This is a genomic window from Kitasatospora sp. NPDC048545 (assembly GCF_040651155.1).
GTDB lineage: Bacteria > Actinomycetota > Actinomycetes > Streptomycetales > Streptomycetaceae > Kitasatospora.
Genome location: NZ_JBEZIQ010000014.1, coordinates 119,591 through 140,528, shown reverse-complemented (window position 1 = coordinate 140,528; position 20,938 = coordinate 119,591). Strand labels below are relative to the sequence as shown.

The 20,938-nt window shown below is 71.8% G+C and carries 21 protein-coding genes and 3 pseudogenes; 12 read left to right on the top strand and 12 right to left on the bottom strand.

Translation table 11 applies throughout. The features are described 5' to 3' along the window. Nucleotides 1–246 precede the first annotated feature (246 nt). On the top strand, nucleotides 247–675 hold the full coding sequence (locus tag AB0D10_RS16290; RefSeq protein ID WP_360256317.1) for a VOC family protein: 429 nt from the start codon (nucleotides 247–249) through the stop codon (nucleotides 673–675). A gap of 19 nt (nucleotides 676–694) precedes the next feature. Here AB0D10_RS16290 and AB0D10_RS16285 read toward each other — a convergent pair whose 3' ends face one another. Then, nucleotides 695–1,630, bottom strand: coding sequence for a LysR family transcriptional regulator (locus AB0D10_RS16285; protein WP_360256315.1), 936 nt, complete (start codon nucleotides 1,628–1,630; stop codon nucleotides 695–697). Nucleotides 1,631–1,766: 136 nt separating this feature from the next. Here AB0D10_RS16285 and AB0D10_RS16280 point away from each other — a divergent pair, with 136 nt between their 5' ends. Continuing rightward, nucleotides 1,767–3,011 carry an MFS transporter gene (locus tag AB0D10_RS16280; protein ID WP_360256313.1) on the top strand — a complete coding sequence of 415 codons (1,245 nt, stop codon included), beginning with the start codon at nucleotides 1,767–1,769 and terminating at the stop codon, nucleotides 3,009–3,011. A 91-nt stretch (nucleotides 3,012–3,102) separates the two neighbouring features. Further along, a complete protein-coding gene (locus AB0D10_RS16275) occupies nucleotides 3,103–3,702 on the top strand; it encodes a cysteine hydrolase (protein WP_360256310.1) in 600 nt (199 codons plus the stop codon). Between the two features lie 158 nt (nucleotides 3,703–3,860). Here the strand turns inward: AB0D10_RS16275 and AB0D10_RS16270 are convergent. Beyond that, nucleotides 3,861–4,370 (bottom strand): annotated as a pseudogene (locus AB0D10_RS16270) (aminotransferase class III-fold pyridoxal phosphate-dependent enzyme); the annotation flags it as partial. An 11-nt stretch (nucleotides 4,371–4,381) separates the two neighbouring features. Here AB0D10_RS16270 and AB0D10_RS16265 point away from each other — a divergent pair. Both AB0D10_RS16265 and AB0D10_RS16260 read left to right on the top strand, forming a co-directional pair. Next, nucleotides 4,382–4,657: an aminotransferase class IV gene (locus tag AB0D10_RS16265; protein WP_360256409.1), complete on the top strand. Its 276-nt coding sequence runs from the start codon at nucleotides 4,382–4,384 to the stop codon at nucleotides 4,655–4,657. A gap of 108 nt (nucleotides 4,658–4,765) precedes the next feature. Continuing rightward, nucleotides 4,766–6,115 (top strand): annotated as a pseudogene (locus tag AB0D10_RS16260) (class II 3-deoxy-7-phosphoheptulonate synthase); the annotation flags it as partial. Between the two features lie 210 nt (nucleotides 6,116–6,325). Here AB0D10_RS16260 and AB0D10_RS16255 read toward each other — a convergent pair. The 3 genes and pseudogenes from AB0D10_RS16255 to AB0D10_RS16245 form a co-directional block, all read right to left on the bottom strand. Further along, nucleotides 6,326–7,462: a serine hydrolase domain-containing protein gene (locus AB0D10_RS16255; RefSeq protein WP_360256308.1), complete on the bottom strand. Its 1,137-nt coding sequence runs from the start codon at nucleotides 7,460–7,462 to the stop codon at nucleotides 6,326–6,328. Between the two features lie 475 nt (nucleotides 7,463–7,937). Beyond that, nucleotides 7,938–8,243: pseudogene (locus tag AB0D10_RS16250) on the bottom strand (helix-turn-helix domain-containing protein); the annotation flags it as partial. Nucleotides 8,244–8,534: 291 nt separating this feature from the next. Next, complete coding sequence (locus AB0D10_RS16245; protein ID WP_360256306.1) at nucleotides 8,535–8,921, bottom strand: hypothetical protein; 387 nt, start codon at nucleotides 8,919–8,921, stop codon at nucleotides 8,535–8,537. Between the two features lie 509 nt (nucleotides 8,922–9,430). Between AB0D10_RS16245 and AB0D10_RS16240 the strand changes: the two genes are divergently transcribed. Further along, nucleotides 9,431–9,772: a hypothetical protein gene (locus AB0D10_RS16240; RefSeq protein ID WP_360256304.1), complete on the top strand. Its 342-nt coding sequence runs from the start codon at nucleotides 9,431–9,433 to the stop codon at nucleotides 9,770–9,772. A gap of 78 nt (nucleotides 9,773–9,850) precedes the next feature. Here the strand turns inward: AB0D10_RS16240 and AB0D10_RS16235 are convergent, their stop codons facing one another. Then, a complete protein-coding gene (locus AB0D10_RS16235) occupies nucleotides 9,851–10,225 on the bottom strand; it encodes a hypothetical protein (RefSeq protein ID WP_360256302.1) in 375 nt (124 codons plus the stop codon). A gap of 162 nt (nucleotides 10,226–10,387) precedes the next feature. Then, on the bottom strand, nucleotides 10,388–11,230 hold the full coding sequence (locus AB0D10_RS16230; RefSeq protein ID WP_360256300.1) for an IS5 family transposase: 843 nt from the start codon (nucleotides 11,228–11,230) through the stop codon (nucleotides 10,388–10,390). A gap of 235 nt (nucleotides 11,231–11,465) precedes the next feature. On the opposite strand from AB0D10_RS16230, the gene AB0D10_RS16225 reads away from it, so the two are divergent. Beyond that, complete coding sequence (locus AB0D10_RS16225; RefSeq protein WP_360256298.1) at nucleotides 11,466–12,086, top strand: alpha/beta hydrolase; 621 nt, start codon at nucleotides 11,466–11,468, stop codon at nucleotides 12,084–12,086. A gap of 376 nt (nucleotides 12,087–12,462) precedes the next feature. Further along, nucleotides 12,463–12,690 (top strand): hypothetical protein, encoded by a 228-nt coding sequence (locus AB0D10_RS16220; protein WP_360256296.1) that lies wholly within the window; start codon nucleotides 12,463–12,465, stop codon nucleotides 12,688–12,690. A 610-nt stretch (nucleotides 12,691–13,300) separates the two neighbouring features. Here the strand turns inward: AB0D10_RS16220 and AB0D10_RS16215 are convergent. Beyond that, the gene (locus tag AB0D10_RS16215; RefSeq protein WP_360256294.1) at nucleotides 13,301–13,663 is read right to left on the bottom strand and encodes a peptidase inhibitor family I36 protein; all 363 of its coding nucleotides are present in this window, start codon (nucleotides 13,661–13,663) and stop codon (nucleotides 13,301–13,303) included. Nucleotides 13,664–13,867: 204 nt separating this feature from the next. Here AB0D10_RS16215 and AB0D10_RS16210 point away from each other — a divergent pair, with 204 nt between their 5' ends. Then, nucleotides 13,868–14,185 carry a DUF6245 family protein gene (locus AB0D10_RS16210; protein ID WP_360256291.1) on the top strand — a complete coding sequence of 106 codons (318 nt, stop codon included), beginning with the start codon at nucleotides 13,868–13,870 and terminating at the stop codon, nucleotides 14,183–14,185. A 211-nt stretch (nucleotides 14,186–14,396) separates the two neighbouring features. Here the strand turns inward: AB0D10_RS16210 and AB0D10_RS16205 are convergent, their stop codons facing one another. The 4 genes from AB0D10_RS16205 to AB0D10_RS16190 all read right to left on the bottom strand — a co-directional run bounded on the left by AB0D10_RS16205 (nucleotide 14,397) and on the right by AB0D10_RS16190 (nucleotide 19,224). Beyond that, the gene (locus AB0D10_RS16205) at nucleotides 14,397–14,975 is read right to left on the bottom strand and encodes a hypothetical protein (protein ID WP_360256288.1); all 579 of its coding nucleotides are present in this window, start codon (nucleotides 14,973–14,975) and stop codon (nucleotides 14,397–14,399) included. A 142-nt stretch (nucleotides 14,976–15,117) separates the two neighbouring features. Continuing rightward, entirely contained in the window at nucleotides 15,118–16,431 is a 1,314-nt protein-coding gene (locus AB0D10_RS16200; protein ID WP_360256286.1) for a tyrosine-type recombinase/integrase, read from the bottom strand. Between the two features lie 579 nt (nucleotides 16,432–17,010). Continuing rightward, nucleotides 17,011–17,586 (bottom strand): N-acetyltransferase, encoded by a 576-nt coding sequence (locus tag AB0D10_RS16195; RefSeq protein WP_360256284.1) that lies wholly within the window; start codon nucleotides 17,584–17,586, stop codon nucleotides 17,011–17,013. A 900-nt stretch (nucleotides 17,587–18,486) separates the two neighbouring features. Then, nucleotides 18,487–19,224, bottom strand: a complete 738-nt coding sequence (locus tag AB0D10_RS16190) for an SDR family oxidoreductase (protein WP_360256282.1) — start codon at nucleotides 19,222–19,224, stop codon at nucleotides 18,487–18,489. Nucleotides 19,225–19,324: 100 nt separating this feature from the next. Here AB0D10_RS16190 and AB0D10_RS16185 point away from each other — a divergent pair, with 100 nt between their 5' ends. From AB0D10_RS16185 to AB0D10_RS16175, 3 genes are all read left to right on the top strand, one after another. Next, the gene (locus AB0D10_RS16185; protein ID WP_360256280.1) at nucleotides 19,325–19,477 is read left to right on the top strand and encodes a hypothetical protein; all 153 of its coding nucleotides are present in this window, start codon (nucleotides 19,325–19,327) and stop codon (nucleotides 19,475–19,477) included. Then, nucleotides 19,474–20,049, top strand: coding sequence for a helix-turn-helix domain-containing protein (locus AB0D10_RS16180; protein WP_360256278.1), 576 nt, complete (start codon nucleotides 19,474–19,476; stop codon nucleotides 20,047–20,049). The genes AB0D10_RS16185 and AB0D10_RS16180 overlap by 4 nt, the downstream gene beginning before the upstream one ends. 314 nt (nucleotides 20,050–20,363) lie before the next feature. Beyond that, nucleotides 20,364–20,624, top strand: a complete 261-nt coding sequence (locus tag AB0D10_RS16175) for a GlsB/YeaQ/YmgE family stress response membrane protein (RefSeq protein WP_360256276.1) — start codon at nucleotides 20,364–20,366, stop codon at nucleotides 20,622–20,624. The last annotated feature ends 314 nt before the right edge of the window (nucleotides 20,625–20,938 follow it).

Here is a 20,938-nt window from a genome sequence, read left to right as displayed (position 1 = left end):
GCCCACCGCGAACGGGCCCTCGGACGTCCCGATCACGACCGCGCGTCGCGCGTCGTCGTGCCCCTGTGCCACCCGGCCCCCGGCTGTCTGTCCCGCCTGCTCTGTCCGCCCGCGGGCCTGCTCGGCCCAACGGCTGTTCCCAGGAGGGGAGTCGAGAATCTGACGATGCGTCAGACCTCGATCCGCGCACGGCCGACGGGAGATAAGCGGGAGACACGGAGGAGATGCGCCCTCTACGGTGCGAACATGTCACTGATCAGGAAGTTCCAGGTCACGTTCGATTGCGCGGAGCCCGTGCGCGTCGCCCGCTTCTGGTGCGAGGTACTGGGGTACGTCATGGCGCCGCCGTCGACGGAGTTCGCCACGTGGGAGGAGTACGACCTCTCCCAGCCGCCGGAGAAGCGGGGGTCGTGGTGCGCGTGCAGCGATCCCTCGGGGGTGGGACCGCGCCTGTACTTCCAGCGCGTTCCCGAAGGCAAGACCGTCAAGAACCGGGTCCACCTCGACGTGCGGGTCGGCACCGGGCTCGTGGGCGAGGAACGCCTCGCCACGCTCGAAGCCGAGGCCGAGCGACTGCTCGCGTTCGGCGCGGTGCGCGTGGAGGTGCTGTACGACGGCACCGACTCGTGCATCGTGATGCAGGACGTCGAGGGCAACGAGTTCTGCGTCGACTGAGCGGGCGGCTCGCCGGCGGTCAGCGCGGGAGCGCCCACTCCGGCCTCCACGTGCCGGGGGCGTCGTGGCCGGTGACCGTGGCGGCGAAGTGGGCGCGGAGGGTGGCCAGCGCGGGGTGGGGGTTGTCGCGGTGCCACAGGAGGGAGTGCGGGTAGACGGGGGTCGGGTCGGTGACCGGGATGCGGCGCAGGCCGTGGCCGGCGGGCCACACCAGGCGGGTCTGCTCGCTCATGAAGGTGGCCAGGGCCGGGGTGTCGGCGATGGTGTCGAGGAGCGCGTCGGAGCCGAAGTTGGGGCCGGTCGCCTCGATGGTGAGGCCGTACGCGGCGACGAGGTCGTCGTAGTAGGCGCCCCATTCGGTGCCGGGGACGATGCCGGGCATCCAGATCCGGTGGCCGACGAGGTCGGCGACGGTCACCGACCTGGCGCCGGCCAGCGCGTGGGCGGGGCCGGTGAGGAGCTGGAGCGGTTCGTCGAGGACCCGGACGGACGCGATGTCCTCGGGCAGGGGCCGGCCGGGCGCGGCGACGGCCCGGAAGGACGCGTCGACCGTGCCGGACCGGATGGCGGCGACGGCCGTCTCGATCTCGAACAGCATCAGCACGTCGAGGTCGACGTCCGGGTGCGCGCGGTGGAAATCGCGCATCAGGCCGGACACCGCGCCGCGTGAGTTGATCACGTCGACGCGCAGCGCGCGGTGGCCGGCGCGCACGGAGGCGACCGCGCGTTCCGCGACGCGCAGCAGTTCGCGCGCGTGCGGCAGGAAGGCCTGCCCGTCGATGGTGAGCTCGGCTCCGCGCGGGGTGCGGGTGAACAGCCGGACGCCGAGGTCGCGCTCCAGCGCGGCGACGCGTTTGGAGACGGCCTGCTGGGTGACGGCGAGGTCGACGGCGGCCTTCTGGAACTGGCCGGCTTCCGCGATTGCGGCGAAGGTGCGCACTGCTTCGAGGTCCACGCCGACCCACCCTAGTGGACAACCACTGGTTGTGTGAGGTGGGCGAGATGGTTGTTTGACCTGCCATTGTGCCGCCCGATTAGCTCTTACCGGTCAACTTCGCTTTGTTCGGTTGGGACGTCGAGGGAGCAATCACATGCTGGGCAGGAGGCGGCTGGGCCGGCAGTTCGGCTGGCTGTGGGCGGCGTACGCGGTGAGCGCGTACGGGTCGGGGCTGGGATTCGGGGCCCTGCCGATGATCGCCGTGCTGGTGCTGCACGCCGGCCCGGCGGAGGTGTCCGTGCTGTCCGCGGTGGGGCCCGCGGTGGGCGCGCTGATCGCCGTGCCGCTGGCGCCGTGGGTGGAGTTCCGGCGAAAACGGCCGGTGATGATCGCGACGGACCTGACCCGGTTCGCAGCCATGGCGACGATCCCGGTCGCCTACGCCTTCGGGTGGCTCGGCTTCGGCCAGCTGCTCGTGGTCTCGATCGTGGTCGCCGCGGCCAAGATCGCGTTCGGCGCGGCCAGCGGTGCCCACCTCAAGGCCCTCGTCCGGCCGGAGGACCTGCTGGTGGCCAACGCGCGCTTCGAGTCGACGAACTGGAGCTCCATCGCGGTCGGGCCACCGCTGGGCGGGGCGGCGATCGGTCTGTTCGGGCCGGTCACCACCGTGCTGGCCGACGCGCTCAGCTACCTGCTCTCCGCGCTCGGCATCGCCGCGATCGGCGGCCGGGAGGAGACGCCGCGGCCGGCCGGGGACGACCGGCTCCGGGCGGGCGCCCTGCTCGACGGCTGGCGGCACATCCTGGGAGACCCCGGCCTGCGGGCCCTCTACCTCAACAACGTGCTCGTCTCCGGCCTGATCATGGCCACCGAGCCGGTCCTCGCGGTGCTCCTGCTCCGCCAACTCGACTTCGCGCCTTGGCAGTACGGCCTTGCCTTCGCCGCGCCCTGCCTCGGCGGACTCGTCGGCTCGCGGCTCGCCCGCCGGGTCGTGGCCCGGTACGGCCGGGACCGGGTCTTCCGGACCGTCGGCACCCTGCGCGCCGTCTGGCTGATCGGCCTGGCCTTCGTCCGCCCCGGCATCGTCGGCCTCGTCACCGTGATCGCCGTCGAGCTGGCGATCATCGTCAACATGAGCCTGTACACCCCGGTGCTCGCCACCTACCGCCTCGAACGCACCCCCGGGCACCTCGTCGCCCGCACCCTGTCGGCCTGGTCGATCGGCCAGCAGACGGCCATCGCCGTCCTCACCGCGCTCGGCGGACTGCTCGCCGACGCCACCGGGCCGCGCACCGCCCTGGCGGCCGCGGGACTGCTCATCCTGGCCACCCCGCTGCTGCTGCCCCGGCGCGACCAGGTGGCGCGGCAGGAGCCGGAACCGGCCGGCAGCCACGCGTGACGCACGTCGGGGCCCCGCGCTCCGACGGACCGGTATCAAACCCAGCGGGCACCGATCCCACCGAGCACCACCCGTCAAGGAGGACACCCACGTGAGCACGACCCCCGCACTCGACCCCGCGCACACAGCCCTGCTCGTCCTGGACTGCCATCCCGCGGTCCTCGCGGCCCTGCCCGGGGACGGCGCCCGCGAGGCTCTGCTCGACCGCGTGGAGGAAGCGGTCGCCGCCGTACGTGCCGCCGGCGGCACCGTCGCCCACGTGCGGGTCGGCTTCACCGAGGACGACTGGGCGGCCGTCCCGGACGCCAACACGTCCTTCGGTCCGGTGGCGCGGTACCGCGCCCTGCATCACGAGGACCCCGCCACGGCCGTCCACGAGCGCCTGGCCCCCCGGGCCGGCGACATCGTTGTGCGCAAGACGCGCTTCGGCGGCCTGTCCACGACCGACCTCGACCGGCGGCTGCGCGAGCGCGGCATCACCACGCTGGTCGTGGCCGGCGTCAGTACCGGCGGCGCCGTCCTGTCCACCGTCGTCGACGCCGCGGACCGCGACTACCGGCTCCACGTCCTGTCCGACGGGGTGGCCGACCCGGACCCGGAGGTCCACGATCTCCTGCTCCGCCGGGTCCTGCCCTCCCGGGCCGGCATCCTCGACACCGCGGAACTGCGCGCGCTGCTCCGCGCCACCTGACCCACGACCCGCGCCCCGGGCCGCCCGCGCCGGGCACGCCGCTGGCCACCCGCTCCGCCGGGACGAGTCGGGCCCTGCCTGGTCCCGCAGGCAGGGCCCGTACCGGCGTGCCCGCGGGGGCAGTCGCGGGGACGCCGGGGCCGGAGGCAGGCCGGTCGGATCCTGCTGTACGCCTCGGTGAGGAAGTGGCGCATGATCTGCTCGATCTCGTCGAAGGTCGACTGGTCGGCGATCAGCGGCGGGGCGAACCGGACGACCGGGTCGCCGCGGTCGTCGGCGCGGCAGTAGAGCCCGTTGCCGAACAGCGCCTTGGACAGGTAGCCGTAGAGCACGCGCTCGCACTGCTCGTCGGTGAACGTGGTCTTCGCGGCCTTGTCGGTGACCGGCTCGACGCCGTAGAAGTAGCCGTTGCCGCGGACGTCGCCGACGATCGGCAGTTCGCGCAGCTCGTCCAGCGTCTTGAGGAAGTTGCCCTCGTTGACCAGCACGTGCTGGTTGATGCCCTCGCGCTCGAAGATGTCGAGGTTGGCCGGCGCGACGGCGGCGGAGACCGGGTGGCCGCCGAAGGTGTAGCCGTGCGGGAAGACGGCGTCGCCCTTGTGGAACGGCTCGGCGATGCGGTCCGAGATGATCGTGGCGCCGATCGGGGAGTAGCCGGACGACATGCCCACCGCCCTGGCTGCCCGTTCTGCCCGGAATCACCCGGCTGCTGCTCCGGCGGCTCGCCGCGCGGCGGGGCGTCGAGGTGCGCCATGAAGCGTGCCGGCCGCAGGACCCGGACAGCCTGGAGGTGTGGACGGTGAACGCGCTGCACGGCATCCGCCCGGTCACCGCCTGGCAGGACCGGGCGATGACGCCGGTCGCCCCCGACCGGGCCGCGCGCCGGCAGGCGGCGCTGCTCCGCGCGGCGACGCCCCGGGAGCAGCAGGATGGGTCGGACCAGCAGGGCGAGTGAAGTCGGCCGGGCGGTGATCCTGCTGACCGTCACCTCGGACGGGCGGGACGTCGTGACCGGCATGCGGACCGTCGTACGCCTGCCGTGAACCCGGACGACCTCCCCCCGATGCCCCCCGGGCCGCCCAGCGACAAGGACAAGACGCTGAACACCCACCACTCCTGGCGTGACCTGCCCGCCGCCCAGCAACCCGACTGGCCCGACCGCGCCGCCCTGCACGACGTCCTCGCCGAACTCGCGGGCTTCCCGCCGCTCGTGTTCTCCGGCGAGTGCGACCAGCTGCGCGCCCGGCTGGCCGCGGTCGCCCGTGGCGAGGCGTTTCTGCTCCAGGGCGGCGACTGCGCCGAGACCTTCGACGGCGTCTCCGCGGGGCAGATCGAGAACAAGCTGAAGACGTTGCTGCAGATGTCCGTCGTCCTGACCTACGCCGGATCCGTGCCGGTGGTCAAGATCGGCCGGATGGCCGGGCAGTACGCCAAGCCGCGGTCCCGCGACACCGAGGTGCGGGACGGCGTCGAACTGCCCGTCTACCGCGGCGACGCCGTCAACGCGCCGGAGTTCACCGCCCGCGCCCGCACCCCCGACCCGGACCGGCTCAGACGGACGTACCACGCCTCCGCCGCCACGCTGAACCTGATCCGCGCGTTCACCACCGGCGGCTACGCCGACCTGCACCGGGTGCACGCCTGGAACCGCGACTTCGTGGCGGGCTCCCCGGCCGGCGAGCGCTACCGGGACCTCGCCCACCGGATCGACTCCGCGCTGACCTTCATGCGGGCCTGCGGGATCGACCCGGCCGCCCTCAGGACCACCGAGTTCTACGCCGGCCACGAGGCCCTGCTGCTGGACTACGAGACCGCGCTGACCCGGACCGACTCGCGCAGCGGCGACCTCTACGACGTCTCCGGGCACATGGTCTGGATCGGCGAGCGCACCCGCCGGCCCGACGGCGCCCACGTCGAGTTCGCCGCCCGGATCCGCAACCCGGTCGCGGTCAAGCTCGGCCCGGACGCCACCCCGGACGACGCGCTCGCCCTGGTCGACCGCCTGGACCCGGACCACGAACCCGGCCGGCTCACCCTCATCACCCGGATGGGCGCGGACAAGGTCCGCGACCTGCTGCCGCCGCTGGTGGAGAAGGTCACAGCCTCGGGCGCGCCCGTGGTCTGGGCCTGCGACCCGATGCACGGCAACACCTTCTCCTCCGGGAGCGGCTACAAGACCCGCGCCTTCGACGACATCGCGGACGAGGTCAGGGGCTTCTTCGAGGTGCACCGCGCACTGGGCACCCACCCCGGCGGCCTCCACGTCGAGCTGACCGGCTGCGACGTCACCGAGTGCGTCGGCGGCGCCACCGCCATCAGCGATGCCGACCTCGCCCTGCGCTACGAGTCCGCCTGCGACCCCCGGCTCAACCGGAGCCAGTCCCTCGACCTGGCGTTCCTGGTCGCGGAACTGCAGGTCCGGGCACGGGAGCAGGAGCAGGAACGGGAGCGGGAGCAGACAGGGGCGACGGCGCAGGCGCGGCCACCGGCACACCCGGGGCCCGTCGGCCGGTGAACTCCGGGCGAGCGACGCCGCGGTGGTACGCGCGGCGCCGCGGACGCAGGCCCCCGGGAGGGAAGCGGAGCAGACCCGCCCCCGCCCCCGCCCCGGGGCCGTCGCCGCTCAGCGGTCCGCGATGCCCAGCGCCGTGCGGACCTCGCCGGCCAGCCGCGCGTCCAGGGAGCCCGTGGTCATCCGGTTCTTGACGAGCGCGAAGGAGAACCGGTGCGCCGGGTCGGCGAACGCCGTGCTGCCGCCCGACCCGCTGTGGCCGAAGCCGCCCGCCGGCCGCACCGGCGTGGTGCCGTCCCCGACCAGGAAGCCGTAGCCCATCGTCCACGGGATGCCCAGCGTCCGGTCCACGCCGCTCACCCGGCCCGTGGTCGCCTCCCGCAGGGTCGGCGCCGAGAGCAGCCGCACCCCCGCCGGCTCACCGCCGCCCGCCAGCGCCGCGTACAGCCGGGAGAGCGCACGCGCGGTCAGCACACCGTTGGCCGGCAGCGGCGTGCGCCGGAAGTCGGCACGGTTGGCCAGCCCGGCGACCGGGAACACGGCGCGCGGCGCGGCGACGAGGAACGGCGCCCCGGCCGGGATCGCCTCCAGCCGCGCCGCCCACCCGCCGTCGTCGCAGACGGCCACCCGCGACTGCAGGCGCTCCGGGGCGTGGAACAACAGGTCGTCGGCGATCCCGAGCGGCCCCGCCAGCTCCTCGCGCAGCAACTCGTCACAGCCCCGGCCGGTGGCCCGGCGCAGGATCTCGGCCACCAGCACCCCGAACGTCCAGGCGTGGTAGCCGACCGCGCTGCCCGGCTCCCACAACGGCGCCTGACCGGCCAGCCAGGCGGCCGTCGCCGGAAGGTCCAGCAGCCGTTCGGGCGTCACGTCCGCCGGCAGCTGCGGCAGCCCGGCCGAATGGGAGAGCACCTGGCCCAGCGTGACCCGCTCCTTGCCGGCCGCGCCGAACTCCGGCCAGTACCGGGCCACCGGCTCCCCGTACGCCAGCACCCCCCGGTCCACCAGCACCGCCACCAGGGCCGCCGCCACCCCCTTCCCCGTCGACCAGGCGGGCACCAGCGTGTCCGGCCCCATCGGCCGGCCCCCGGCCTCGTCGGCCGCGCCCGCCCAGGCGTCCACCACCAGCTCGCCGTCCAGCCACGCGGCCACCTGCACCCCGAGCTCCGCACCGGACCCGGTGACCTCGCCCAGGATCTCCTCGACCCGCCGCTGCGCCGCGTTGTCCGGCGCCGTTCCGCTCCCCATTGCTCCCTCGTCCCCCTTCGTCCGTTGCCGGACCCCGTGGAGAACGGGGCCCGCTCACGGACTCCAACTCGGCCGACCACCGGAACGATCCCGCCCCGCAGCCGCAGCCGGTGGGCAGGTGGGCGCGTGGCGGGCCGGCAGCCGCAAGCTGATGACGGCGTTCGCCGAACGCGCCCTGCGTGACGTACCGGCCGGCAGCCCGCTCGCCGGGATCCACCTGCACGCGCTGCGTGAGCGCACCCGGCGCTTCGGCCTCTCGGCGCTTCCGTCCTCGCGCGCGGCCGAGGACCGGCTGGAAAGCGTCGCCCGGTCGTCGGACCTCGTCCCCGACGACGACCGGCGTGTGCAGCGACTGCGGCACCTGCCGGCCCGATACCTGCTCAAGGCGCGGAGGTACGACACCGCGCTGGAGCAGGTCCGCCGCATCGGCCCCTGGCGCGGCGCGGAGCCGTGGACGACGGAGGACGACCCCGTCGCCACCTTCGACGGCCGCGAAGGCGTCCAGGAACGCGCGGGGCGGGATCGCCCGGCCGGTGAGATAGGACGTGACCTCGTCCGTGGAGCGGCCGGTGGCGTCGGCGAGTTGCTCCACTGTGACACCGCCCGGGCCCCCGGCTCCGCCACCGGCCGCGCCCGCACCGCCGGCGCCGAGCGCGACCTCCAGGACCTGGCCGACCCCGCCCAACTCCCCGTCGGCGGGCGGCGTCGGGACGGGCCGGACCAGCCCCGCGAGCGCCCGCTCGCGCCGCAGCCAGTCCCACAGCTCCGCCGTCTCCCGCACCTCGTCGCCGCCGATGACCCTGATCCGCGCGTCCACCGCACCTACGCCACCTCGCGTCCCGGGCACCCGCCGGGGCTCAGCGGGATGATGGCAGGAAGCCGCCGGCCGCGGGGGCAACTTGCCTTCGTTGTTGCAGATTTGTCAGTTTTCTACAGGTCGGCCCCGTTGCGTCCGGGGTGGCCGTACCCGGGGCGGACGTACCTGGTGCCGCCGGGCCCGGGGCGGACGGTGTCGGGGTCCGTACCGTCCGCCCGGGGTCGTCCGCCCCGGGGCGTCGCGGCTGTCGGACCGCTACGGCGCGATGGCGTAGCAGAAGAACCCTTCCTGCCGGGAGACGCTCGCCCCGGTGCCGTTGTCGGTCACGGTCACCTTCACCGCGGCCGCCAGGTTCGTCCGGCACGGCCCGTAGGCGCCCGGGGCGGTGAGGCCGGAGTAGAAGCCCGCGTTGCCGACCGCAGTCCAGGAGTAGCTGTAGTTGCCGCTGCCGCCGGCCGCGTAGGCGTCACAGGACCAGACGCTGTTGCCGGAGTCGCAGACCACGGTGACGCTCGGCGCGGTCGTGGCATGGGCGGTGGCGGCATGGGCGGGGGCGGCGAGCCCGAGGGTGGCGAGTGCGAGCAGCGGAGCCGTGAGGGCGCCCAGGCGCCTGGTCGGGGACTGGGACACGGACCGGTTCATCGGAACCTCCTGCGTCGGGGTGTGCGGGGGCCGTTCGGGCTGTACGGGTGGTTCGGGCCGTACGAGTCGTTCGGGCCTTATGAGTCGTGCCGATCGTGCGTGCTGTGCGTGCCGTTCGTGCTGTGCGGGAACGACTGTGCAGCGCGCAAAGGATCTTCACAACCCTCGCGACGGAGGAGGACGGACGGGTTACGCCGAGGTCATTACGCGCGGAGTAGTGCCGAATCAGTAGTTCGGGTCATGCCTGTGCAGGTTCTCAAGTCCGGTGTCATTTTCTCAGCCGCAATGTCATCTGAGCGGCCGATCGGACACGGGATTGAGAACCGCTGCTGTCCTGTCGCATCGCAGCTGGCGGATTCTCACTCGGTTTCATCCGTGTTGTCGGATTCTCACTGCGTCGCGCCCTGAGCGGCGGGTTTTGCTTCGTTCGGGGTTTGATCTCGCTTCGCCGGTCTGGTTCTCACTGCACCTGTCACGGTCGCTTCGACGCGTGTACGTGAGGGCCGGGGGTGTTGATGGACCTGGGGTTGGTCGATGTCGAGTGGGCCGATGCTGACGGCGGCGGCCTGCGGCGGTCCGTTCTGGAGGAGGTTGCCCGGGTTGCCTTCGAGTCCGCGAGTCCGGTGCGGCGCTTTGCGTCGTACCGCGGACAGCGGCGTTTCCCAGGCTGGTACTGGACGGCGACCACGGCGTCACTGGTGGGGTTCGAGTCCTACCGGATTCCGCAGAAGCCAGATGCACTGAGAATCTCGAGCCGAGTGTTCTCACTCGACCTGGCAACACCGCAGCTCGGTGCAAGATCCACAGACAAGCTCAACGCGACAGGACACGCGTTACCGACCACCGGCTGACAGCGACGCGGCGGTCTCCGGACAACGTGTCTGGAGACCGCCGTGTCGGGACCCACCGGGTCGGCGGCAGTGCGGTGGTCAGTCGTCGGCGCTGATCTTGATCGAGTCCAGGTGCAGCTTCGCGGTGTCACCGGTGAGGTCGCCGTTCACACCGATGGTGATCGTGTCCGACAGGTTGAAGGTGTGGGTGGACTGGGGGGCCAGCTTGAGCGTGATCTCGAACGTCCCGCTGTCGGTCTGGGTGTTCTCGGCCGAGGCCTCGATCTCCTGCCAGGGGTTCAGCACCACATTGACGTCACTGCCGTTGACCGAGGCAGGTGAGGTCAGGCTCACCTTCAGGTACTTCTCCATCGTCACCGGACTGCCGTTGTCCTGGACGATGTTCGAGATCACGATACTGCCGTAGTACTGGGTGGCGTTGGGCGAGACCACAGCCTGGAACGTGACTCCCACGGGGTTCCTCCATTGAGCGATCGTGGGCCTGCGGCCCTGGCGCGGGAAGCGAGTTCCCGTGCCAGGGGTCTCCCCTGCGAGACGCACCCCCACGCCCGCCCAGGCGGCACCGCAGATCGCGGAGGCCGTCAAGAGTTAGAGGTCGCGCAAATAGGGGGTTGTTCACGGTCGGCGGCGGAGGCGTGTGTCCCAACGGTGGGTGGTCCAGGCTCGGCAGATCAGACTGCGGACGGTGATGATCGTGTCGGCGAGGTCGAAGAAGGCCTCGATGACGGCGGTCCGGCGTTCGTAGCAGCGGGCGAGGCGGTGAAAGGCGTTCTGCCAGGCGTGGGTGCGCTCGATGTGCCATCGCCGGGTGGCCTGGACCGGCGCCCTGGTCCCCTTGCGCGCGATCCGGCCACGCAGGTTCCGCTCGTCGAGCACGGCCCGGGAGGCAGCCGAGTCGTATCCGGCGTCCAGGTGGACAGTGATCACGTCGGGTAGTGGCCCAAGTTCGCCCAGTAGATCGAGCGTTGGGGCCAGGAGGGGAGAATCGTGGCGATTCGCGCCAGCGAGGATCCGCCCGAGCGGGATGCCGTAGCCGTCGGACATGCCAGAGCGTTTCATGCCCTGCTTGCCGCGGTCGACCGGTGAGCGTCCGGCCGCCTCACCGCCGCCGGGCGCCTTGGTGATGGCACCATCTACGGCGACCTGGTCCAATACGAGGCCGACGACGCGGTCGTAGGCTTCGAGCGCGATCTGCTTCAGCCGGACGAAGAGCCCCAGTTCCATCCACTCGTCACGGCGGTTGCGGATCGTGGTGGCCGAGCAGGTGGAGTCGGCGATCGCCTCGTAGGAACAGCCGAACCGGAGGACCTGGAGCAACTTGTCGAACATGATCCGGTCGCTGATCCGGCGCCGGTGGCAGCCCATCGGATGGGCTGGATCGAACTGTGGCCGCGGCGGCAGCAGGGCGGCGAATTGGTCCCACAGCGGCTCAATCAGCCATGAAGGCAGCACAGGCACAAGTCTCCCCGGTGATCACAGAGCATCGCGACTTCATGATCTCGGCACCTGCGCCCGTCCTGTCCGGGCCTGTCCTGCGAATCCCGTGAGCGACCGTGCAGGGTGCTCGGGCCGGGACGCGTCGTCCGCGCGACCGTACAATCTGCGTGGGCTGACGGGGAGGGGTTGCGTGTTCAGGTCGCGAGAACGCACTGCGGAGCTGACGGAGTGGCAGGGCGGTGGCGAGGTCAGGGGCGTGGTGCTGCTCCTGCCCGGCGGATTCGTTCGCAGTCGGCTCAAGCCGTTGAAGCTCGTCGAGCAGGGGTTGCAGGAGCTGGCGGCCGAGCTCACCGAGCAGGGGCGCTCCGACGGGATCGCCGTCCACCTGCTCCACTACCGTTACGCGGGCTGGAACGGGGCGGCCGCTGACACCGCTGCGGACACCCGCTGGGCGCTGGCGGAACTCGCAAGCCGGTATGGCGATGTACCGGTCGTGCTGATTGGCAACTCGCTTGGCGGGCGCGCAGCGTTCTGGGAGGCCGGCCACCCAGCGGTTGTGGGGGTGGTCGGCATCGCTCCCTGGCTGCCGTACGGCGACCCGGTGGAGCACTTGGTCGGCCGCCGGGTGCTGATCATCCACGGTGACCGGGACCGCAGCGAAGCGAGCGCTGCTAAGTCGCTCGACTACGCCCGGCGGGCTCTGGCGGTCGTCCCGGACCTGGCCCGGTACGAAGTGCCTCGCGGCAGTCACTACTTGGTGAAGCAGGCTGATGCTGTCCGCGCGCTCACCACTGCCTTCGTGCTGGCCATCCTCGGTACGGAGCCGTCGCCGCTCGCCATCGGCGAGTTGTCCGCCTCGCTGCCGCCTCGGGGTTAGCAGGCGAGCCCGCCTGTCGCCTATTTGCGCGACCTCTAATGCTGCAACCGCATCTGGGGGATCTGTACCCGGGGTGGCCGCTGTACAGCCAGAACGTGCCGAGGCGGTTGAGGTAGAGCTCGTCAGGTATGGCGTGGCCGAGAGCGACGTCACGTGGAGTGGCAGGCTGCCGCTTCGTGCAAACTGGCCGGGATTGGACTTATCTCCCCTGGGCGAAGCCCCGACGATGGCGGAAGTCTTCGAACAGGGGGAACTGATGAGGCGTCCGGCAAGGGCTGGGGCCGCAGTCTGTCTACTGCTTGCCCTGACGGCCTGCCAGTCAGGGGCGGCGTCCGGTAAGGCCCAGGGCACCGACGCCGAGTTGGCGTGCGCGGCCGTGAGTCGGCTGCCGGAAAAGCTGCCGGGCACCGATGGCGGGCAGGCCTTCGACATCGTGGTGGCGCGCCTCGTCGGCGCCGAGGAACTGGCCAGGGCGGCTGCTCTGGCGGACGCCAAGTTCCAGCCGCTCGCCGATGCCCTGCGGGAGGCGCAGCAGCTGCTCTCCGTGACCTCCGACCCCCAACAGGCCGAACCCGCAGTCAAGAAGGCCCGGACGTACTGCTGACGGACGAGCGCCACTGCCGTCGGTGTGCCTGCCTGTCGGGGCGTCGCCGGCGCGGGATCACCGCAGCCCGGCCCGTACAGGCCGCGGCGGGGGCCACACCGTTCGGTGCGGGCCCCGCCTGGATCGCCTTGGTGTGTCAGAGGGCGGTGCCGCCGGTGTAGTGGCCTCGGCGTTTGTAGTGGGATCGGCGGGCTCGGGCCTGGCTTCGTCGTCGGAAGCGTGACCAGCGCAGATGGTGCACCATCGCGGGGCTCCGACCTGCCAAAACGATGCGCGATAGGGGCATGGAACCCGGCTATCCCCTCGAACCACGAGTCGACCTGCTCAACCGTCAGCTCATCGGCACACAGATACACCAACGAGCCCCACACGACATCCGTCACGCAGATGCGGTTGCAGGATTAAGCGACTGCGTTGCTCGGGCGGGCCTCTGCGGGTCCGGGCTTGGGCACAGGCGCTCGTTCCGTGGCTGCGGAATTGATCACCAGCGCGAGACAGGAACGGCGGGTAGTCCGACGCGACCCCGGGGGTGGCCGGCCGCCCGGCGGTGGTGCCGGACGGCCGGTGCGTGGATCCGATCGCTGATGTGACCCCGATCGGGAGCGGCAGGTCAGGAGTTGTCGACCTTGATAGAGGAAGCGACGTCGTTGAAGTCGTCACCGACATAGGCCGTGTCGCTGGTGAACGCCTTGCTGGCGCCCTGGAGGCCGGTGTCGGCATAGAGGGTGACCGTCCAGCCGCTGGGCACCTTGACCGAGCTGATGGAGTCGTTGCCGACAGCACCCGGCTTGGTGAGGTCGTAGGTACCCGCCTGGAGCGTCATGCTGGCACCCGAGAAGTTGCGGTCGGCGTAGATGGCGGGCTGGCCGGCAGGCTTCGGCGTCGGGTCGTCTCCATGGCTGGGGTAGGAGTTGTAGTGGTACTGCTGGCTGTAGCCGAAGTCGTCGTCCGACATGGCGCGGGGTCCTCTCACATAGGGATGTCCGATCGGTGGACGGCTCATCGCCCGAGCGCATCGCGGCCACCGGCACGCTGCTCAACGACATGCCGACGCGAAGGCAACCACGAGCACGAATCCGTCCTGGCAGGACACCAACAAGCGAATCATCATCTACGGGCGGAAACCTGGAGTTGATCAAAGCCAAGCTCTCCGCCACCGGACTCCCCTACCGCATGGTTGGAGCAGCTGAAGGGCGCCGGCACCTGGGACGACCCGGCCAGGCAGATATCGTTCTTGGGCTGGCAGGTCCGGCGGGTGGGTATCCCGCTCTTCCTCCTCACCAACGATCCGGACACCGGGCCCATCGTGGACGCGGCCGCGCAGGCCGCCGAGGCGCTGCACATCATGCTGGGCGTGATCGGCACACTCGAAGAGGCGGACCCGACCGTCGACTTCGTCACCGTCATCAACCAGGTTGGGATGCTGAAGGCGGGCCGGGAGCTACTGGTAACCGCCCTCGACAACACCGACACCGCGCTGGACACGTTCAAGTAGGCCGGCCGGTAGCCGTCCGAGCCCCGGCTGCCCGGCCGGGGGGCTGCCATCTGCTCGTGGTCGATCATGAGACGGTGTTCCCGTCCTGGGCGGTACCGCGCTGGTCGGCAGGGTCTGCCCGGCGGAGACGCCGACATTGCCCGCCTGTCCCGCTGAAGTCCGCCCACATTGACTTTTATCTGGACGATTTGCGTGCGTGAGAGTGGCTGGGTCAGTGTTGGCGCCTCTCGCGCTCGTCAACAAGGGCGTCGCCGAACGGGGTGAAGCCCATGCTCGCTCCGAACATGTCGTCACCGCTCCGGAAGGCGAGCAGACGTGCTGAGGGGGCGTCTCCCGCCTCGCCGAAGTGGAAAACAGCGAGCGGTGCGGTCCGATCGCCGGATCCGTAGCCGACGGTCTTGGCCGAATGCGGATCTTGGTCGCCAAAGGTCGCGGAGGGACGACCATAGACCTGCAGAACGTCGTCGAATGTGCGGTCGGTCTCCGCCCAGCCTTCGGCTGTCTCGACGAGGCTCGTGTAGTCGTGAGTCGGCAAGGCTCGATCGAGACGGAGCCAGCCGCGGTTGTGGGCTGCGGCGCCGTACTCTGCGGCCACCACGTGTATCTCCGGCTGGGGAAAGCAGTAGCGCAGCAATGCTGCCATGTCCAACCGCGCGTTGTCGTCCACGATCCACCGCGTGCCGTCGGGCCGGGGCTCGTCCTCGGCGAGGGCATCGAGGAGGAGCGGCAAGCACGCGAGCCCGCCGTGCGCGTCGGGGCACCGCACGGCGGCGTTGAACTCGTCGAGCACGCGGACGCGTTCCGCCTTGGTGAGTGGGGTCCGGCGGCGAACTGTGTGGGGGATGCTCCGAAGGGACAGCATGCGGACCACCTTGAGCCGTTGCCGTCTGGCTGTCCACCCCGTTCTTCAATCCGTGAAGGCCCGGGTCGGTTCAGCGGTGGTCGCCAGGGGCGGGTTCGGGACTCTCGCCGAGGTCCGCGAGGAGGCTCCGGATGCGGTCGGCGATGGCGTTGTGACGTTCGACCTCGCGGGGCCAGCCGCGTTCGATGGCGTCCTGGGCGAGCTGCTGCTCTCGGGAGAGTCGGGTTCGCAGGCGTGGTGCGTACTCGCTGGTGGTGAGGAACTTCGAGCAGCGGAGGTAGAGGTCGCACTCGCAGGGTCCTTCGGCGGGTGCCCGCAGGCAGTGGCCCAGTTCGAGTTCGGTCTTGAAGAAGTTGGTCTTGAGCCAGTTCAGAGTGTCCTTGCCGATTCGGCTGCTGAGCAGCTCCTCAGCGGCGGGGCCCGCGATCCGGCCGCCGGCGGCGATGACCTTCTCGTACTGGTCCTTCAGGACGGGGTCGCTGATGTGGGAGTAGGTGGCCGACATCTGCGCGTTGCGGTGGCCGAGGATCGCCATGATGGTCTGGATCTGGGCGCCGCCCTCGGCGAGCTGGGTGCCGACGGTATGCCGGAACCGGTGGGCGGTCACCGTGGGGTTGCCGTCGCCGTCGACCAGCCCGGCCTTGCGGCAGGCGATCTCCAGGGAGTCGGTGAACAGGAACTGTCGGCCCATCGGCTTGCCCCGGCGCACGAACACGTAGCGGACCGGCCGCTGGGCCCACGCGTCGTGGCGGGCTGCGGCATTGCCGGCCTTGGCCGTCTCGATCAGGCTTCGCAGAGCGTCGGCGGCATCCACCGGACGCGGCAGCCGCCGCGGTTGCTTGACCGTCACCGTGCGGCGCATCGGCTGCTGACGGCTCGCGCGGCCCATGAACGGCTGGCGCCGGTCCGGCACACGGGCGAGCGCCGGGTCAAGACGCATCTGCATCGGCGAGTCGCCGTCGTACTCCTCGGCGACCACCGCCCAGTCGTAGAAGCTGGAAACAGCGGCCAGGATCCGGTTCACCGTCGCCGGCACCAGCAGACTGCCCGGCGCCTCCGGGCCGCCGACGACCACCGTCAGGCCCAGCCGCTGGGCGGGTCGACGCGACGGTTCCCGCCGCAGGAACGCCAGCAGCCGCAAGGCGTCCGGGCCGCGGAACTCCCGCCAGTCCATCCCCTCGGCGGCGAGGAAGGTGAACAGACGCCGCAGGTCGTAGCCGTACGCGCAGATCGTGTGCGGCGAGAACCCCCGGTCGACCAGGTGATCGAGGAACCGGCAGGCAGCCGCGACCGGCTGGCCGTCTCCGTCGACCAAGCGCACCCGCCGCACGACTCCGCCATCGCGTTCCTTGACCACCCGCACCACGGCCTCCCGAGCACGCACCCGGATGGCCCAACGACACCACCGCCTCCGCCGCCGCGGCACCGGCGAAAGCGTCACTCGAAGGTGTCCAGATAAGGAGATCCACGGCCGCTACGGCTTTCGCGCTGCCCGCCGAGGTGGTCGGTGGACGGCAGCGGCCCACCCGCAAGCCCTCCGAGGTTGAGGTGCTCTTCTAGGAAACCGCGCCCGGCTCGCCGGCCGTCTTCCGGTCGGCGAGCCGGTATCGGACCTTCTCGTGGGACAGGCCCGCCTTCCAGCCGATCTGCCGCAGCCCCTATCTCGCGTCGCCCCTGCCGTCGGCGGCTGATGCTGGATCCCCGGGCAGCAGTGACCGCAGAGCACGGCACATCGAACTCCCTGGCTCTACCCCAGCTTCCGGTCCACCCTCGGCGGCAGCGGTACACCTCGCCCGCCCGTCGAGCACCCTCGACCGCATGCCAAGGAAGCACCGCAGCCGCGAGGATCTGCCACGTAGCCGAGAATTCGGAGCCGTGCCATCCGGTTGAGAATCGGCCGAAGCCGCAGGTCACTCGGTCACTCGCATGACATCGAGGCTGAGAGCCTACGGCCCGAGCGGTGTCAGTCCCGGCGCAGGTCCAGCATGGCGAACACCTTGTCGTAGCGGCGTTCCCTGACGGCCACGTAGTCCGGCAGTCGCCCGTACTCGGTGAAGCCCAGCGAGAAGTACAGGTGCAGCGCGTCGGCGTTGTCGCCGCGGGCGTCCAGGGTGAGCACCTCGATGCCCGCGGCCCTGGCGTCCGCGATCAGCGCGGTGCTCAGGGCCCGACCGATGCCGTGGCCCTGGGCGGCGGAGGCGACGGCGAGCTTCTCCAGGTCCGCGTGGGGGCGGTGGGTGGGGCGTCGGTGGCGCAGCCAGTAGCCGAACCCGGCCGGGCGTCCGTCCAGGTACGCGGCCCGCAGGGCGCCGTCGCCCGACCGGGCCCGGTCCAGGACCTGCTCGACCAGCACGGCGACCTCGTCGGCCGAGGGCGGCTCCAGCCAGCCCAGTGCCGCGCCCGCCTCCACCAGTTCGGCCAGGATCCGGTGCGCGGCCGCCGCGAAGTCCTCGGCGCCCCCGGGCAGTTCGGCCACCGCCGCGGCGTCGAGGAGGACGAGGGCTCCGGATGTCGGTGCTTCTTTCGTGTTCAGGCCCATGGCGGGCAGCCTAGAGGCCCTGTCCGCTGCGACCGGGGCGCCTTCTGCGGGCGGCCCGAGGGGCGCGTCTGGTTCGCCGCCGCGGGCGGTTCGATCCGGTGGCCGGGCGGGGGAGGGGAGTTCGGGGCCGAGCGGCTTCGGCCCCCGCGGGCGTCGGGGCGGTCGGCGCGCGTGGTGCGGTCGGCAGCATCGCGGGGGGCGCGGTCGCTCCACCTCGTGGGCGGGCCGGTTCGGGATCCAGCGGGGTGTTGTGACCGAATCAGGCCTGCGGTGTACAGCATTTCGTCATCGGTTCCGTGATGTCGACGGTCGTGTTGTGGGGATCGGTCCACAGCACCGGGACGGGGATCGCCGGGGGTGACCGCCGGTTCGGCGGCACCAGCTTCTCGCCCTGCTCGTCGGCACCGTGGAATTGCCGGCGGCGGTTTCCCGCCGAAAGGTTCGTGTGATGACAGTCATGTCCTCGGCGGCGCGGTGTCTCGGACTGGCCATGCTGGTCATGGGATTGACCACGCCGGTCGCGGCGACGCCCGCGCCGCCCGACCTGGGGCGCGCAGGCCGGTGGCTCACGGACGACCAGGGCAGATCGGGCAGACCCAGCAGTTGTTGGCCCGGTACGGAATCCACAGTCGCGTCGATTCCCACCAGGACGCGTTCAACGAATCGGTGGGCGCGAGTTGGACTCGTCACCGGCCCCGGGGAGGAGACCGTCCAGGTGAGCGTCACGCGACGGTGAGCGGATCCCGGGGCCGACCGCGGCCCCGCACGCGCTCCCCGCGCTGAGGGGAGGCGGCCCGGAGCGGCGCACCCCGGGCGGCTTCCCTGCGGCCGGGGCGGGACGTGCGCGGGGAGCGGCGGCGGCCCGGGCGGGTGGGGTGCGGCGGACTTCCGGACGTGGTGTCAGGCCTGTGCCGTGGGCCGGACGACGATCTCGCTGACGTCGATGCCCTCGGGCTGGTCGATGGCGTAGCCGATCGCGGCGGCCACGGCGGAGGGCGGCATGGCGATCTCCTCGCGCTGCCGGGCGAGCGCCGCCGCCACGTCGGGGCCGACTCCCTTGCCGACGCCCTCGGTGTCGGTGAAGCCGGGTGAGACGAGGGTGACGCGCAGGTCGGGGCCCGCTTCCTGCCGCAGACCCTCGGTCAGGACCTTCACGGCCGTCTTGGTCGCCGCGTAGACGGCCTGGGGGGACTTGACGACGTAGGCGGCGGTGGAGGCGATGGTGACGAAGTGGCCGGAGCGTTGCTCCCGGAAGACGGGCAGTGCGGCCGCGATCCCGTTCAGCAGGCCGGTGACGTGGGTGGCGACCATGGCGTCCCAGTCGTCCTGGCGCAGCTCGTCGAACGGGGAGACGGCCATGGTGCCGGCGTTGGAGACCAGCACGTCGAGCCGTCCGTACCGGTCGAGCGCGGTGTCCGTCAGGCGCCGCAGGTCCTCGCGACGCGTCACGTCGACGACGGCGCCGACGGCGCTGCCGCCCCGTGCGGCGATCTCGGTGACCACCGCGTCCAGCCGCTCCCGGCGGCGGGCGCCGAGCACGAGGTGCGCTCCCTTCGCGGCGAGGTGGAGGGCCGTCGCCGCTCCGATGCCGCTGCTGGCGCCGGTGATCGCCACGACCTTGCCTTCGATTCCCGACACGGGCCACTTCCTTTCCCGGGGTGGATGGCCGCAGGCGGCCACGATGTAAGTGGGGAGTCCTCCGCTTACCTCTCCGAAGAGTAAGTGGGGAACTCCCCGCTTGGCAATCGACCCGCCATCGGTCGGAAAATCGGCCGACAGCGCCGACAGCGCCGACAGCGCCGACAGCGCCGACAGCGCCGACAGCGCCGACAGCGCCGACAGCGCCGACCGCCGACCGCCGACAGACCGGACAGGAAGGGACGACACGTGACCGACGGCAGCACCCAGCGCCCGCTGCGCGCCGACGCACAGCGCAACCGGGAGAAGATCCTCGCGGCCGCGGTGCGCGTGTACACCGAGGAAGGCCTCGACGCCCGCCTGGAGCACATCGCGAAAGCGGCGGGCGTCGGCAGCGCCACCCTCTACCGCAACTTCCCCACCCGGGAGGCCCTCATCGAGGCGGTCTACCGCAACGAGGTGGCCCAGCTGTGCGCGGCAGTCCCCGGACTGCTCGCCGCGAAGCCGCCCTACGAGGCCCTGCACGCCTGGACCCGGCTCTTCCTCGACTACGTCGCCGCCAAATCCGGGATGGCCGACGTGCTGCGCGCCGTCACCGCGGCGGGCAACAACCCGCACGGCGACAGCCGGGACATGATCCGGCGGGCCCTCGCCGAGCTGATGGACGCCTGCGCGGCCGTCGGCGCGATCCGCACCGACATCAGCCCCGCCGACATGGGCGCCGCCCTCGAAGGCATCGCCGTCACCTCGGCCAGACCCGACCAGCGGGAGCGGGCCGAACGCCTCCTGGACCTCACCCTGGACGGACTGACGGCCCGTCCGTGAGCCCCGGCTCCGCCCGGCCGCCGGTGGAGCGTCGACCCGGTGGCCGGGCTCTGAGCAGTGGCGGGACGGGCCCGGACGGCGAACCAGGCGGGGGGAGGGACGCCGTCCGGGCGGCTCGTTGCCCACCCGGCCCTCTTCTCACCCCGATCCGGCAGGCCAAACACCCGGGTTCGGCGGAAGCCCGCGCGACCCGGCGCCGAGTTCGGCGAAGCCTGCGCCGCACGGCGGGGTCGCGGGCCGGGCATGAAGTCCCGGAGCGGGGGCACACGGTGGGCGTCCGAGTCGGACCGAAGACCGAACGAGGGGAGAACGTCGTGACGATCCTGTGGGCCGTGATCGCGGGTCTGGTGGTGGGTCTGCTGGCGAAGCTCGTCCTGCCGGGCCGTCAGCCGGTACCGCTGTGGCTGACCGTCCTCGTCGGCGCCGCCGGTGCGGTGCTCGGCAACGCCGCGGCCTCCTACCTGGGTGTGCGTCACACCGCGGGCATCGACTGGATCCGGCACGCGCTGCAGGTCGGCGTGGCGGCGGTGCTGATCGCACTGGTCTCGCCCGGTTACGCCCGCCGGCACCGCTGAACCGCCGACCGGAGAACCGTCCGATGGAGGCCCTCACCCGGCGGTGAGGGCCTCCACGGCGTTCGCGCCGGGCGGCCGTCACGGCTCGACGGGGGAGCGGTGACGCGCGCACCGGTTGTGCGCCGGCCGGGCCGCGACGGTCGGCGGAGAACGGCGAACCCGCCGTCGGGGCAGGCGGGTCGACGGTCGGCTGCCGCTCCCGTCGGCGGCGTTGCCGTTGGCGGCGCGGCCGGTGACGGCGTTGCCGGTGGCGGTGCGGGCGCCGCGGCCAGGGGAGCGCCGCCGGAGGTCCCGCGGGGCGCCGGGGACGCACG